At 70.3% G+C, this 14,734-nt stretch carries 12 protein-coding genes; 5 read left to right on the top strand and 7 right to left on the bottom strand.

The annotated features are described in order from the left end of the window. Together K206_RS0113705 and K206_RS0113700 are read right to left on the bottom strand one after the other, a co-directional pair. On the bottom strand, positions 1 to 1,302 hold a 1,302-nt coding region (locus K206_RS0113705), incomplete at its 3' end, for an efflux RND transporter permease subunit (protein WP_020202976.1). A 15-nt stretch (positions 1,303 to 1,317) separates the two neighbouring features. Further along, a complete protein-coding gene (locus K206_RS0113700) occupies positions 1,318 to 2,577 on the bottom strand; it encodes an efflux RND transporter periplasmic adaptor subunit (protein WP_020202975.1) in 1,260 nt (419 codons plus the stop codon). Between the two features lie 861 nt (positions 2,578 to 3,438). Between K206_RS0113700 and K206_RS0113695 the strand changes: the two genes are divergently transcribed. After that, positions 3,439 to 4,167 (top strand): IclR family transcriptional regulator, encoded by a 729-nt coding sequence (locus tag K206_RS0113695; RefSeq protein ID WP_020202974.1) that lies wholly within the window; start codon positions 3,439 to 3,441, stop codon positions 4,165 to 4,167. A gap of 391 nt (positions 4,168 to 4,558) precedes the next feature. Beyond that, positions 4,559 to 5,755 carry a diguanylate cyclase gene (locus tag K206_RS0113690; RefSeq protein WP_020202973.1) on the top strand — a complete coding sequence of 399 codons (1,197 nt, stop codon included), beginning with the start codon at positions 4,559 to 4,561 and terminating at the stop codon, positions 5,753 to 5,755. A gap of 31 nt (positions 5,756 to 5,786) precedes the next feature. Here K206_RS0113690 and K206_RS0113685 read toward each other — a convergent pair whose 3' ends face one another. The 5 genes from K206_RS0113685 to K206_RS0113665 form a co-directional block, all read right to left on the bottom strand. Next, positions 5,787 to 6,650 carry a citryl-CoA lyase gene (locus K206_RS0113685; protein WP_020202972.1) on the bottom strand — a complete coding sequence of 288 codons (864 nt, stop codon included), beginning with the start codon at positions 6,648 to 6,650 and terminating at the stop codon, positions 5,787 to 5,789. Further along, entirely contained in the window at positions 6,647 to 7,846 is a 1,200-nt protein-coding gene (locus K206_RS0113680) for a CaiB/BaiF CoA-transferase family protein (protein ID WP_029043604.1), read from the bottom strand. The genes K206_RS0113685 and K206_RS0113680 overlap by 4 nt, the downstream gene beginning before the upstream one ends. Before the next feature lie 154 nt (positions 7,847 to 8,000). After that, entirely contained in the window at positions 8,001 to 8,987 is a 987-nt protein-coding gene (locus K206_RS0113675; protein WP_020202970.1) for a tripartite tricarboxylate transporter substrate binding protein, read from the bottom strand. Positions 8,988 to 9,340: 353 nt separating this feature from the next. Continuing rightward, positions 9,341 to 10,357: a tripartite tricarboxylate transporter substrate binding protein gene (locus tag K206_RS0113670; RefSeq protein WP_020202969.1), complete on the bottom strand. Its 1,017-nt coding sequence runs from the start codon at positions 10,355 to 10,357 to the stop codon at positions 9,341 to 9,343. Between the two features lie 158 nt (positions 10,358 to 10,515). Further along, positions 10,516 to 11,241, bottom strand: a complete 726-nt coding sequence (locus K206_RS0113665; protein WP_020202968.1) for an MgtC/SapB family protein — start codon at positions 11,239 to 11,241, stop codon at positions 10,516 to 10,518. Between the two features lie 660 nt (positions 11,242 to 11,901). On the opposite strand from K206_RS0113665, the gene K206_RS0113660 reads away from it, so the two are divergent. The 3 genes from K206_RS0113660 to K206_RS0113650 all read left to right on the top strand — a co-directional run bounded on the left by K206_RS0113660 (position 11,902) and on the right by K206_RS0113650 (position 14,641). Next, positions 11,902 to 12,408: a hypothetical protein gene (locus K206_RS0113660; RefSeq protein ID WP_231401606.1), complete on the top strand. Its 507-nt coding sequence runs from the start codon at positions 11,902 to 11,904 to the stop codon at positions 12,406 to 12,408. A 273-nt stretch (positions 12,409 to 12,681) separates the two neighbouring features. Beyond that, positions 12,682 to 13,389, top strand: a complete 708-nt coding sequence (locus K206_RS0113655; protein WP_020202966.1) for a response regulator transcription factor — start codon at positions 12,682 to 12,684, stop codon at positions 13,387 to 13,389. Positions 13,390 to 13,753: 364 nt separating this feature from the next. Then, positions 13,754 to 14,641 carry a polysaccharide deacetylase family protein gene (locus tag K206_RS0113650; protein ID WP_020202965.1) on the top strand — a complete coding sequence of 296 codons (888 nt, stop codon included), beginning with the start codon at positions 13,754 to 13,756 and terminating at the stop codon, positions 14,639 to 14,641. Positions 14,642 to 14,734 lie beyond the last annotated feature (93 nt).

The raw sequence follows: 14,734 nt of genomic DNA, 5'->3' as shown, positions 1-14,734 counted from the left end.
CGCCTTGCGGGTGGCGTCGCGCGGCGACAAGCCCTCCTCGGCCATGACCCGCTCGACGTTCTCCACCACCACGATGGCATCGTCCACCAGCAGGCCGATGGCGAGCACCAGCCCGAACATGGACAGCGTGTTGATCGAGAAGCCCACCACCGCCATCACCGCGAACGTGCCCAGCAGCACCACCGGCACGGCGATGGTCGGGATCAGCGTGGCGCGCAGGTTCTGCAGGAACAGGTACATCACCAGGAACACCAGCACGATGCCCTCGATCAGCGTCTTGACCACTTCCTCGATGGACAGCGTGACGAACGGCGTGGTGTCGTAGGGATATTCCACCACCAGGCCCTGCGGCGAGTAGCGCTGCAGGTCGGCGATCTTGGCGCGCACCGCCTTGGCGGTGTTCAGCGCGTTGGCGCCGGTGGCGAGCTGGATGCCGAAGGCCGCGGTCGGCTGGCCGTTGTACTTGGTGTCGTAGTTGTAGGTCTCGCCGCCGAGCTCGATGCGGGCCACGTCCTTGAGGCGCACCTGCGAGCCGTCGGTGTTGACCTTGAGCAGGATGTTGCCGAACTGCTCCGGCGTCTGCAGCAGCGTGGCCTCGGTGATGGTGGCCTGCAGCATCTGGCCGGGCACCGACGGCGTGCCGCCCAGGCTGCCGCCGGCGACCTGCACGTTCTGCGCGAGCACCGCGTTGTTGACGTCGATCGGCGTCAGGTTGTAGTTGTTGAGCTTGGTGGCGTCGAGCCAGATCCGCATGGCGAACTGCGAGCCGAACAGCGTCACCGTGCCCACGCCGTCGATGCGGCTGATCGGGTCGAGGATCTTGGAGGCGACGTAGTTGGTCAGGTCGTAGCGGTTCATGCTGCCGTCGCGCGAGACGAAGGCCAGGATCAGCAGGAAGCTGCTGCTGGACTTGGTCACCTTGGCACCGAGCTGCTGCACCACCTGCGGCAGCAGCGGCGTGGCGAGCTGCAGCTTGTTCTGGACCTGCACCTGGGCGATGTCGGGGTTGGTGCCGGCGGCGAAGGTCAGCGTGATGGTGGCGGTGCCGGAGTCGTCGCTGGTCGACGACAGGTAGAGCAGGTGGTCGAGGCCGCTCATCTGCTGCTCGATCACCTGGGTGACGGTGTCTTCCACCGTCTTGGCCGAAGCGCCCGGGTAGGTGGCGCTGATCTGGATGGCCGGCGGGGCGATCGTCGGGTACTGCGCGATCGGCAGCGTCACCGTCGCCGCCACGCCCGCCAGCATCAGGATGATGGCGATGACCCAGGCGAAGATCGGCCGGTCGATGAAGAACTTTGCCATGAGGCAGGCTCCCTGTTATTGCGCGGCGGACGCGGGCGCCGCAGCGGGCGCCGGAGCGGAGGCGGGGGCGGACGGAGCCGGGGACGGGGCCGGCGGCGCGGAGGCCGGCTGCGCCTGCGCGCCCGAGGCGGGCTGCGCCGGCACCTGGGTCTCGACCGGCTTGACGGTCATGCCGGGCTTGGCCTTCTCCACGCCGTTGACGATCACGCGCTCGCCGGGCTGCAGCCCGCTTTCCACCACCCAGCCGTTGCCGTAGGTGGCGCTGGTGACGAGCTGGCGCTGCGACACCTTGTTGTCGGGGCCGACCACCAGCGCCACCGGCTGGCCTTTCTGGTCGTGCGTGATGCCGATCTGCGGCACCACCATCGCCTTGTCGTTGACGCCTTCGTCGATGCGCGCGCGCACGAACATGCCGGGCAGCAGCACGCGGTCCTTGTTGGGGAAGATCGCGCGCACCGTGACCGAGCCCGTGGTCTGGTCCACGCTCACGTCGGAGAACTGCAGCCGGCCCTGCTCGGCGTAGGTGCGGCCGTCCTCGAGCAGCAGCGTGACCTTGGCGGCGTGGATGCCGCTGGTCTGCAGCTTGCCTTCCTGGACCTGGCGGCGCAGCCGCAGGCCTTCCACGCTCGATTGCGTCAGGTTGACGTAGACCGGGTCGAGCTGCTGCACGGTGGTCAGCAGCGTGGCCTGGCTGGCCTGCACGTAGGCGCCCGGCGTGACCTGCGACAGGCCGCTGCGCCCGGTGATGGGCGAGATCACGTCGGTATAGCCGAGGTTGATCTGCGCGGTCTCCACGCTGGCCTTGCCGGCGGCCACGTCGGCCTGGGCCTGGCCCAGCGCGGCCACGGCGTTGTCGTAGTCCTGCTTGCTGACGGCGTTGGCGGCCACCAGCACCTTGTAGCGGCTGACCAGCGCGTTCTGCGTGGTGACGTTGGCCTGGGCCTTGGCCAGCGCGGCGCGGGCGTTGTTCAGCGCGGCGATGTAGGGCGCCGGGTCGATCTTGTAGAGCCGCTCGCCGGCCTTGACGTCATCGCCCTCGGTGAACTCGCGGCGCAGCACGATGCCGTCCACCCGCGCGCGCACCTGCGCCACCAGGAAGGCGCTGGTGCGCCCGGGCAGCTCCACCGTCACCGGCACGGTGCTGGTCCTGACCGTGACCACGCCCACTTCGAGCGGGGGCGGCGGCGGCGCGGCCGGCTTCTCTCCGCATGCGGCAAGGAGGGCGGCGATCGCCGCGGCGCCGAGATGGCGAAGTGGAATCCGCTCGATGCGCATGGAAGAACCTCGGAGTCGATAGGGGTGGCTGGGGCCGGCTGGCAACACAGGAACGCGCGTGCGCTGGAGTCTGGGCATGGACAGGCTTGGGGCCGCGGGGCGGCAGGAAGGTTGAAGCAGCGTGGCCGCGCCCGGCAGGCACACGGACAGGAGAGCGGGCGGGCAGGCATGAGGCCGGCATGGCCTGGCACTGGCTGCAAGGCGATGGTCGGATGGCGTCGTCGGAAATGGGCGCTGGGCTATCGGTCCTGGTCCAGTGCCGGGCGCGGCGCGCGGCGCGCGCCGTCGGGAAAGGGGTGTCGGCTGCCGCCGCTGGCCCTGTCAGGGCAGGCGCGACCGGCAAGGCGGAAGGGGTGGAGGAACGTGTTTTGCGCAAGCTGAAGGCGGGCCCGGGTCAGTGCGTTCAATCCAACCATTGCTGGATTACTCCATCGTGACGTGAAGCGTGACGAAAGTCGTGACATGCGCGCGGCGTGAGTCGTGCCGCGCGTCGTGCCGTGCGTCGTGGCATGAAGCGCGCCATGTCGCGGTGCCCTGCCGGGCATGGCCGCAGCCGGGCGAAATGGTGCATCACATCACTCTAGATCACTTCCGGGACAATTCAAGGACAGCCCGGCCGGCGGGCGGCGCGGGACGGCTTCCGGCGCGGGCGCGGCAAAGGCCGGTGCGGCGGTGCGGCATGGCCGGCCGGGCCGCGTTGACAATGCCGGTGGCGTTCTGTACCGTGGAACCGCCATGCCAAGAAATGCCTGAAACTGCCGCATGCCGGCTTACCGGTCCGTTGATCCATTGGTCCGGCCTCCACGGCGTTTCCCCGCTTCCTTCCATTCCTTCCATTCCTTCCATTGAGCAAGCCGATCGATGCCCCGTAAAGCCGCGCAACTTTCCGAAGCCGACAAGCACGTCGCCGAGGGCGGCGCCATCGCCGTGGACCGCGCCCTGTTCGTGCTCTCCACCTTCCGGCAGGGCGACACCACGCTGGGGCTGGTCGAGCTGGCGCAGCGCTCGGGCCTGTACAAGAGCACGCTGCTGCGGCTGCTGGCCTCGCTCGAGCATGCCCGCCTGGTCCTGCGCCAGCCAGACGGCCGCTACGGGCTGGGCCCCGAGGTGGCGCGCCTGCACGCGGTGTACGCCGCCTCGTTCTCGCTGGAACTGGTGGTGATGCCGGTGCTGCGCCAGCTGGTGCAGGCCACGCGCGAGAGCGCCGCGTTCCACATCGACCAGGGCGAGCACCGCCTGTGCCTGTACCGCGTCGATTCGCCGCAGCCGGTGCGCGACCACGCCAAGGCCGGCGACCTGCTGCCGCGCAACCGCGGCGCCGGCGGCCGCGTGCTGCGCGCGTTCAGCGGCGCGCGCGGCGAGATTTACCAGAAGATCCGCGACGAAGGCGTGGCCGAGATGGTCGGCGACCGCGTGCCGGACATCGCGGGCGTGTCCTCGCCGGTGTTCGGGCCGGACGGCGAGCTCAAGGGCGCGCTGACGCTGACCTGCCCGACACCGCGGTTCGACCCGGCGTTTCGCCGTGATGTGGTGAATGCGGCACGCGAACTGACGGTGGCGCTGGGCGGCCGCTTTCCCTATCCGGCCTGAATTACCGCCCGAATTGCCACCTGACGCGCCACCCGACGCGCCACCCGAACCACCGCCAGCCTCGCCGCCGGCGCCGCGCCGCGCCAGGCCCGCAAGCGCCGGTTCCTGCCTCCCGCCCGGCACCGCCGGGGCCCGGTAGCGGGGCGCCGGGCTTGCGGCCGGTCAATGTTCCTGCCGAAAGTGGTCTCCGCCCGGCTTGTCGGGGGTGTCAGGCGCAGGCCGGGGACGTTATCATTCGCGTTTGCGAAAATTTTGTCCGCGCGGCGGCAACTACACCATCGCGCCGGCATCGCCGCCGACCTTCCTTCCTTCCCTCTCCTCAACGCCAACAGCAACGCGGCATCTTCAAAGGACTCCCGTGCAGTTAGACCAGCAAGCGGTAGTTGTCGTCATGTTGGTGGTGTATGCCAGCACGCTGGCCATCTCGCTGGGGCTGCTGGCCGCGCTGCGGCTCAGCCCGGCCGGGCGGCTGTGGGCGGTGGGGCACCTGCTGCTGTCGGCGGCCGGGCTGGCGCTGGCCTTCAATGTCTCGTCCCGGCACGTATACGTGAGCGCCGTGGCGGCCGCGGTCTACATCGGCGGGCGCCTGCTGGTCTATCGCGGCGTGCGGGTCTATTACGGGCTGGCGCCGTGGGACCGCTCGCTGGCGCTGGGCGTGTCGCTGGCCGGGCTGGCGCTGCTCGGCGCCGCCGGCATGGCCGACAGCTACGCGCGCCTGCACGTGGTCGGCTACGGCTGCCTGGCGGTGGTGGCGTCGCTGACGCTGCTCACCTTGCTCCACGCGCACGGCGCGCGGCGCAGCATCGGCGCGCCGCTGGTGGTGCTGGCCACGCTGGTGCATCTGGCGAACCAGCTCGCCGGCGTGGCCGCCGGCCTGGCGGGGACGGTGTTCTCGGGCCCGTTCTACGCCAGCAACGCCAGCGCCGTGCTGACGCTGGCGCCGCTGGCGGCGACCCTGCTGGGTTTGTTCGGCTTCACGCTGATGGCCACCGAGCAGGTCATCGCCGCCAACGAAAGCGGCGCCCGCTTCGACGCGCTGACGCGCCTGCTCAACCGCGGCGCGCTCGACAAGGCCGCCACCAGCCTGGTCGCGGCCTGGGAGCGGCACGGCCAGCCCTTGTCCTGCCTGGTGATCGACGTGGACCACTTCAAGCAGGTCAACGACCGCAACGGCCACCATGCCGGCGACACCGTGCTCAAGCTGATCGCCGAGGCCATCGACAACTCGCGGCGCGCCTCCGACGTGGCCGGCCGCTATGGCGGCGAGGAATTCTGCATTCTCTGCCCGCATACCGACGAAGGCCAGGCTACCGCGCTGGCCAACCGCATCCTCAAGAAAGTCCGCGCGATCCCGCTGCCCGGCGCGCCGGCCGCGTTTGCCAGCGTCAGCATCGGCGTGGCGGAACTGCGCGGCGGCGTGGCCGGCCCGGAGGGGCTGTGGCGCTCGCTGTTCGCGGCGGCCGACCGCGCGCTTTACGCGGCCAAGGAGTTCGGCCGCGACCGCTACGCGCTGGCGTCGTGGATGGCGCCGGCCACGCGGCCGGTGCCGGGCGACGTGGGCGATTCCGCCCACGTGCCGAGCCGCTAGCTTCACGCCAGCGCCGCGCCGGCGCCGGTCGTCAGTCCCGCGCCGGCGGCACGTCGCGCTGCGGCGGGCCGTCGTAGGTCCAGATGTACTGGCGCGGGATCGGCCCCTTGTTGCGGCCGCCCTGCTGTGTCTGCTCCCACGCATGCGCGAGGATGCCGACCGAGCGCGACAGGCAGAACAGCCCGCGCGCCAGCGGCGCCGGAAAGCCCAGTTCGGCGTAGATCACCGCGGTGGCGCCGTCGATGTTCATCGGGATGGGCTTGCTGCGGCCCGCGCCCAGCTCCGCCTCCACCGCGCGCGCGATGGCCGCGAAGCGCCCGGAGACCACGCCGTCCCGCGCCGCCTGCTCCACCAGCGCCAGCAGGCGCGGCGCGCGCGGGTCGAGCGGGTGGAAGCGGTGGCCGAAGCCCGAGACGAACTTGCCGTGCGCGTCGCGGTAGTCCGCCAGCGCGGCCCTGACCGCGTCGGCCTGCGCCAGGCCGCCGTCGATGCGGCGCGCCACGTCCTGGTACAGCTCCACCGCCTGCTCGCCGGCGCCGCCGTGCACGTCGCCGAGCACGTTCACGGCCGACGCCATCGCGTTGTTCAGGCCCACGCCGCAGGTCGCGGCCATGCGCGCGATGGCGATGCTGGGTGCCTGCGGGCCGTGGTCCACCGCCGACATCAGCGCGGCGTCGAGCAGCTCGCCCTGCTTGCGGCCCGGCAATTCGCCGCGCAGCATCAGCCAGATCATCTGCGCGAACGAGACCTGCCCGATCAGTTGCTCGATCGGATAGCCGCGGTAGCGGATCTCGCCGGGCTGCATGTCGATGATCCCGGTGCGCCACCAGTCCTGGGACAGGCGCTGGCCCGCGTCGATGCCGGGTTGGTTGCCGGCCTGGGTGGATTCGCTCATACGGCGTGCTCCTGTTGCAAGGTTTCGATGTCGGCCTCGCCATAACCGAGCTGGGCGAGGATGTCGCGGGTGTGCTGGCCGAGTTCGGGCGGCGGCGTATCCACCGAGGGCGCCTCGCCGTTGAGCTTGAAGCCGGTGCGCACCAGGCGGATGTCGCGGCCCACGCCGGGCACGTCGGCGAAGTCGCCGATCATGCCGCGCCCGCTGATCTGCGGGTGGTCCAGCGTCTGCGGCACGCTGTAGACCGGGCCGGCGGGCACGCCCGCCTCGTTGAGCAGCGCCCACCACTGGTCGGCGGATTTCTTCGCCAGTTCGGCTTCGAGCGCGCGCGTGAGTTCGGCGCGGTTGGCCAGGCGCGCCTGGCGCTCGGCGAAGCGCGCGTCGGCGGCCAGTTCCGGGCGGCCCACCACGCGGCACACCGCCTCGAACTGTTCCTGCTTGTTGGCGGCGATGTTGAGCAGGCCGTCGCCGGTGTGGAAGGTGCCGGACGGGCTGGCTGTCATGTTCTCGTTGCCCATCGGCGCCGGGGTCTTGCCGGCGATCAGGTAGTTGGAGACCACCCAGCCCATCGTGGCGAGCGTGGCTTCGAGCATGGATACGTCGATGAAATAGCCGTCGGTGCGCTGGTGGTCCGCCAGCGCGGCGGCCACCGCGAACGCCGCGGTGATGCCGCCGATGGTGTCGGAGACGGGATAGCCCACGCGGTAGGGCGCGGTCTGCGCGTCGCCGGTGATGCTCATCACGCCGGACATGCCCTGGATGATCTGGTCGTAGGCCGGCAGGTCGGACAGCGGGCCGTCCTGGCCGAAGCCGGAGATGCCGCAGTAGATCAGCTTCGGGTTGACCTGCTTGAGCGCCTCGAAACCCAGGCCCAGGCGCGCCATCACGCCGGGGCGGAAGTTCTCGACCAGCACGTCGGCGCTGGCCACCAACTTGCGGAACACTTCCTTGCCGCGCGCATGCTTGAGGTTGACGGTGATGGAGCGCTTGCCCGGGTTCTGCGCCAGGAAGGACACGCCCATCAGGCGGCGGTTGAGTTCGGCATCGGCGCCGAGCTGGCGCGCCAGGTCGCCGGTGCCCGGCGTTTCCACCTTGATGACCTCGGCGCCCATGTGGGCGAGCTGGTGGCAGCAGAACGGCCCGGCCAGCACATTGGTGAGGTCGAGCACGCGGATATGGCGTAGCGGTTTTTGCATGTTGCTTGATTCGTCGGGGGCGGGCCGCGCGGCGGCGGCTTGGAAGTTGTTGCAAGATGAAGCGAAGCGGTCCTGGCCAGGCGCGCGGACGCGGACAGTACCAGCGTACTTGCCGTGCCGCGCAACCACGCCAGGATCTTCTTGAAACGGCTTCTTACTCGACCTTGGCGCCGGACTGGCGCACGATGGTGCCCCAGCGGGCGTTCTCGGCCTTGATGAAGGCGCCCAGCTCGGCCGGCGTGCCGCCGCGCGGCTCGCTGCCTTCCTCGCGCATCCTGGTGATGGTCTCGGGCTCGGCGATGGCCTTGTTGACGGCTTCGTTGACGCGCCTGACCACTTCGGCCGGGGTGCCGGCCGGCGCCACCAGCGCCTTCCAGTCCTCGGCCTGGAAGCCGGCGTAGCCGCCTTCGATCACGGTCGGCACGTCGGCCAGCAGCGGCAGGCGCCTGGCGGAAGTCACCGCCAGCGCGCGCAGCTTGCCGCCCTTGAGCATCGGCAGCGCGATCGGCGGCGTGGCGAAGTAGAAATCGGTCTGGCCGCCGAGCAGGTCGGTCAGCGCGGGCGAGGCGCCCTTGTACGGCACGTGCAGCATCTTGATGCCGGTGCGGCGCGCGAACAGCTCGCCGGTCAGGTGGCCCACGGTGCCGGTGCCGGCCGAGGCCATCGACAGTTGCCTGGCCTTGCCGGCGGCAACGAGGTCGGCCAGGTTCTTGTACGGCGCGTCGCCGCGCACGATCAGCACCAGCGGCTGCGCCGACACCAGCGCCACCGGGGTGAAATCCTTGACCGCGTCATACGGCATCTTCGGGTAGAGCGTGGGATTGATCGCGAGGTTGGCGGTCTGTCCCATGCCCAGCGTGTAGCCGTCCGGGCGCGCCTTGGCCACCGCGTCCATGCCGATGTTGCCGCCCGCGCCCGCGCGGTTCTCCACCACCACGTTCCAGTGCGTGCTCGCGCCCACCTTGTTGAAGACCAGGCGCGCCATCACGTCGGTGCCGCCGGCCGGCGGGAACGGCACCACCAGCCGCACCGGCTGGCTGGGATAGCTGTCGGCGGCGGCGGGCAGGGCGGCCGTGGCCAGCAGCGCGGCGGGCATGGCGAGCATCAGCGCGGCGCGGATGCGGGAGGTGAAGCGCTTCATTGGGTCTCCGTCTGTGGAATGGTCGAGCCGGTGGCGCGGCGCCGCCGCCGGGAGCGGAGGCGTCCTGCGATGCCGGCGAATGCGGTTGGAAAGGTGTCTCGACTGGCCTGTGAGCGCGGCGCGCGGCAGCGGCGCGGGGCCGTCGCCCAGGTCTTGTCTCCGATTCTTGTGTTCTGTATAACAGAACAATGATCTTACTTAAGGAATTTAAGCGAGAGAATAGGAGGGCCGGCCAGGGTTGTCAAGGCACCGCGCGACGCGGCACGCGGGAGCGCTCGCGGAGGAAACGGAAGGGGAAATGAAAAACGGCCTGCGCGAGCAGGCCGTTGAAGGAAGGGGCCGTGAGGGCCGGATCAGTCGAGCGAGATCTTCGCCGCCTTGATGATTTCGGCGTAGCGCGCCGAGTCGCGCTCGATCAGCTTGCGGAACGCATCCGGCGTGCTGCCCACGCCGATGAAGCCGAGGTTCTCCAGCTTCTTCTGCACCTCCGCCGAGCGCACCGCCTCGGCGATCTCCTTCGACATGCGGTCGATGACAGGCTGCGGCGTGCCGGCCGGCGCCACCAGCCCGGCCCACGAGCTCATCACGAAGCCGGGAAAGCCGGCCTCTTCCATCGTCGGGATATTCGGCTCGCCCGGCCAGCGCTTGGCCGAGGCCACCGCCAGCACGTTGATCTTGCCGGCCTTGGCCTGCGGCATCGGCACCAGCAGCGGGTCGAACACCATCGACACGTTGCCCGACATCAGGTCCGTCAGGATCGGCGCGCTGCCGTTGTAGGGGATGTGGGTCATCTCGATCTTGCTGACCATGCCGAAGCGCGTGCCCACCAGATGCGCGCTGGAGCCCGTGCCGCTGGAGCCGAAGTTCAGCTTGCCCGGGTTCTTGCGGCCGTAGTCCACCAGCTGCGCCACCGTGGTGGCGGGCACGGACTTGCTGGTGAACAGGAACAGCGGCAGGTCCGCCATCAGCGAGACGGGCGTCAGGTCGCCCGGCTTGTACTGCAGGTGCGAGTACAGGCTGGGGTTGGCCGAGTACGCCGCCAGCACCGACAGGAAGGTGTAGCCGTCGGGCTTGGCGCGCGCCGCGATCGAGGTGCCCAGCGTGGAATTGCCGCCGGGCTTGTTCTCGATCACGACGGGCTGGCCGAGCCGCTCGGCGACCTTTTCGAAGACGATGCGCGAGACGGTGTCGGTGGACCCGCCCGGCGTGTAGGGCACGATCACCTTGATCGGCTTGGACGGCCAAGCCTCGGCGGCGGTGGCGGCGGTGGCGGGAATGGCCGCGGCGGCGGCCTGGCATGCAATGGCGGCGGCCAGGATGCGGCGCGCAAGGCGCGGCGCCCGGGCGGCGGACGGCTTCGATACTTTCATTGGCTCCTCGTCTTGTCTGTCATGGACCGCGCCGGGATCTCCGTCCACGGTCGCCGGCAAGGATGCCATGCCATGCGCGCATTGCAACCGGACCCGCTCCGATTGTGTGCGCTGATCGCCTGCCCCTCCGCCTGCCCGAGCGCCGCCGGGCCGCGGCTTCAGTCCGTCGTGCTGGGGCTCCAGAAGGCCTGGTGGATATGCTCGGATTCGGCCAGCTGCGCCATCAGGCGGTCCAGCACGTCGCCGTCGATCGAGGTGGACGTCAGCACCGCCTCGATCTCCACGTCGGCATCGCCGAAGGCGTGCACCTCCAGGTCGCGCGTGGGGTAGTTGCCGGTCTCCAGCGTGCGCTCCAGCAACTGCAGCGCCTGCTTCTGCGAGGCGCGCGGCGCGATCACGTAGACGGTGTTGGTGACTTCCACCGCGGTGGTGTCCATCGGCTGCTGGTTGATGCGGTCCACCACGGGCCGCAGCAGCGTGTTGGCGGCCAGCACGAACAGGCAGCCGAGCGTGGCCTCGAGGATCAGGTCCGCGCCCGCGCTCGCGCCGATGGCCGCCGAGCCCCACAGCGTGGCGGCGGTATTGAGCCCGCGCACATTGCCTTCCTCGCGCATGATCACGCCCGCGCCGAGGAAGCCGATGCCGGACACCACGTAGGCCACCACGCGCACCGCGCCCTCGTGCCCGGCCATGCGGTTGGCCATGTCGACGAAGATGGCCGCGCCCACCGCCACCAGCACGTTGGTGCGCAGCCCGGCGGTGCGCTGCCGGATCTGCCGCTCGTAGCCGATCACCGCGCCCAGCACGAAGGCGGTGGTGAGGCTGACGAGGGTATCCATCAGCGAAGTGAGATTGATGTTCTGGAACGCTTGGAGGGATTGCATGGCAGGTGTTCCCCGGCTGTGAGCCAAGAGTGCGTTTTCGTCATTGTTTCCCAGGTCCCGGCCCTGGCGCTACCGCCTTTGTATGGCGCGCAGGTGTCAGGCCCGTGTCGCCGGCGTGGCGCTGCGTGCCGCGCGCCGACACTGTACTGCGGCAACGGCCCGCGCGGGCGAACGCTTTCGCGCGGCGCGGTGGCCGCGGGTCTCGCAAGGAACGGGAAGGAGGGGCAACGCGCGGAGAATCCGCTCGATGCACTGCGCTCGCTGCATTGCCGCCGGTCACCGCCTGCCGGCCAGGGCAGGGCAGCGGCGAGTGGCAGCCCGGAGGTGCCTGCATGCGCTCGGACTTGCCCGGCCGTTCAGGATGCGGCCGCGGGGGCTGCGGGCCGGTCGGAACGGCTGCTCATGGAGATGGCTGCGCAGCGACGACGGGGCGAGCGTATCAAAGCCACCACGCGCTTGGCAACCGCTTTTTGGGGGGGTGTTTGTGTCATGCAGGAAAGCCGCGCGGGCGCAGTGGCGCCACCTTACAAGCTTTGTCAGAATAGCGGGTCTCGATCGCCGCCGGCGTCCGGGCATCGCCGGCTGCGCAGCGGCAAACCGTGTGCGGGACCGTTCCCGCGACCACTGCGCAGTTTCCCCGTTCCGACCCGCCAGAGGCCTATGACGATTGAGCTCCCGAGTGAAACGCAGGACGCCATGCGCGAGTTGATCCTGCTGGTGTGCCTGCATGACCGCGACGCGGCGCAGCATTGCTGGACCGCGTTCCGGCAAGCGCTGGCGCAGGCCGGGCCGGGATGCGAAGGCCATCAGTTGCTGTGGCCGCTGAGCGAAGCCGCCGGCACCGCCGGCGCCGGCTTCTACGTCGAGTGGAACGATGCCGCGGCGCTGGTGCGCAGCGTGCAGGAACTGGCCGCGCGGGCCGGCCTGCGCGTGGACTGGGGCGTGGCCGACCCCCATGCGCCGGCCTTTCTCGCGGCCCACGGCGTGCCCGCGCTGATGACGATCGCGCAGGCCTCCCTGCGCGCGGCCGGCCATGTCCTGTGGTGCTGGGACACGCAGGCCGACGCCTTCGCCGGCTGGCTGGTGCGCAGCGGCGACGAGGCGCGGCTGGCCGGCGTGGCCGCCCGCCTGCAACTGATGATCGATCCCGCCGACGAAACCTGCTGACAGGCGCTGACGGGCGCTTGCAGGACGCCGCCCTATCGTCGACTTGCCGTTGACTTGCTGCCATCTCGCCGCCGCCCGCCTGGCGCGTTCCCCTTGGCGTTCACATTTAGTGACAATTGCCGCGCATGGCTGCGCTAGGCTAGCGGGGTCTGATGCTGGCCCGGCAGCATGCCTGTGAGCGTTTTCGCATTGCAGTCGCCTTTCTCTTTCGCCGAATCCTTTGGCGCTATGGCTGGACACGGTAACGATACCGGGGATGGTCAAGAGAGAGCCATGAGAATTGCTTCGGTAGAAGACGACGACAGCCAGGCCGGACTCATCCGGCAGATCGTGGAAGACGCGGGCTATGCGTGCGCCACCTATGGCAGCGGCAGCGCCTTCGTGCGCGCGCTGCGCGAAGACACCTTCGACCTCGTGATTCTCGACTGGCAGCTGCCCGACATCAGCGGGCTCGACCTGGTGCCGTGGATACGCCAGCGCGTGGGCCGCGTCCTGCCGATCCTGTTCCTCACCAGCCGCCCGCTCGAAGAAAGCGTGGTGGCCGCGCTGGGCGCCGGCGCCGACGACTACATGACCAAGCCGATCCGCCGCGCCGAGCTGGTGGCGCGCATGCGCGCGCTGCTGCGCCGCGCCTATCCGCAGGCGATGGTGCAGAGCGAGATGATCGAGGTTGGCGGCTACGCGCTGGACCCCGTGGGGCGCACCATCTCGCTGAACGGCACGCGGCTGGACGTTTCGCCGCGCGAGTTCGACGTGGCGCTGTTCCTGTTCCGCAACGTGGGCCGGCTGCTGCCGCGCGAGATGATGGAGAAGGCGGTGTGGGGCCGCGTGATCGGCCCCGATTCGCGCACGCTCGACACCCACGTGTCGCGCCTGCGGATCAAGCTCGCGCTGCGTCCGCAGAACGGCGTGCGCCTGACCTCGGTGTACTCGCACGGCTATCGCTTCGACGCGGTGTCGGAGCCCGGCCGGCTCGAATGAGCCGCGGCCCCGCGCGCGGGGCCGCCGACACAGTTGTTCACCTTGGCCGTCCGGCCAGCCGCTAACCTGAATGAAGGGGAGCCTTCGCCAGCTTCCCGAACCCGCAGGCAGCGCCCGCATCGCTGCCGCTTTATCACCAGGCCACCCGCATGTGGCCTGGTTTTTTTTGCCGGCGGTGCCGCCGCCGGACGCTATGGCACAATGCCGCGTCGTGTCCGGGCGAGGCCCGGCCGCCGCTGCGGCGCCTCGCGCACCCGTGCAGGGCGTGCCCGGCCGGACACCTGATCCTTGCCTGAAATTTCATGACGGCTGGCCGGCACAGCGCACGCAGTGGCGCGCCGCGCACAGCCGCGTCCCCCAACGCATGCGTTTTTTCCGTTCCTGTTTCCTGGCCGCCGCGATGCTGGCCGGCGGCTTGTGCGCCGCGGCACCCGGCACCGCCGATCCGCCGCCGGCCGCGCCGTCGATCCGGCTGGCGACGCTGCGCGCCGCGCGGCCGCTGCCGCCGATCCGCTTCCTGCTCACCTTCGACGACGGCCCCGACGCCGGCGAGGACGGCAGCACGCCGCTGATCCTGCGCCAGCTTGCCGACAATCCCGTCACGCCCGGCATCAAGGCGCTGTTCTTCGTGCAGACCGCCCATCCGCGCCGCGGCGGCGGCGAGGCGGGCAAGGAGCAGATGCACGCCACCTGTAAGGCCGGCCACCGCCTCGCGGTGCACAGCGGCCTGCCGGACGGGCACGTATCGCACACGCGCCTGGCGCCCGAGGAGCTGGAAGCATCGCTGCTGTCCGGCGAGGCCGACATCATCGAGCAGTGCCGCGGCGCGGCGCAACTGGTGCGCCCGCCCAACTGGGCCTACGACGACGCGGTCCAGGCGGTCTACCGCAAGCTCGGCCTCGCCATGCTGATGTCGGACGTCAACGCGCGCGACGGCAAGATCTACGGCTGGCACATCAGCCTGCGCCGCCGCTCGCACATCAACAGCGAGCTGGCGCAGGTCAAGGTGGCGCTGTCCGAGCAGCGGCTGGCGCCGGCCGGCGGCGTGGTGCCCGTGGTGGTGAGCTTCCACGACACCAACGACTACACCGCCTCGCACATGACGGAGTACCTGCAGATCCTGGTCGAGGAAGCCCGCGACAACGGCCTGGCGCTGGCCGACCCGCCGTTCTACACCGACGGCCGGCAGGCCGAGCGCGCCGCGCGGGTGCGGGCGCTGTCGGGCGTCTACGCGCGCGAAAGCTGGCCCTGAGGCCGGGCGGCGGCGCCCGCGCGCGCCGCGTACAATGCTGCGCTTGCGGCCCGCGCGCGACCCTGCGCGCGGCCTGCCGGCACCCGCGCGCGG

This window comes from Cupriavidus sp. WS, from assembly GCF_000395345.1.
GTDB lineage: Bacteria > Pseudomonadota > Gammaproteobacteria > Burkholderiales > Burkholderiaceae > Cupriavidus > Cupriavidus basilensis_B.
Note: the sequence above shows the minus strand (reverse complement) of the source record. Positions and strands in the feature narration are given on the sequence as shown.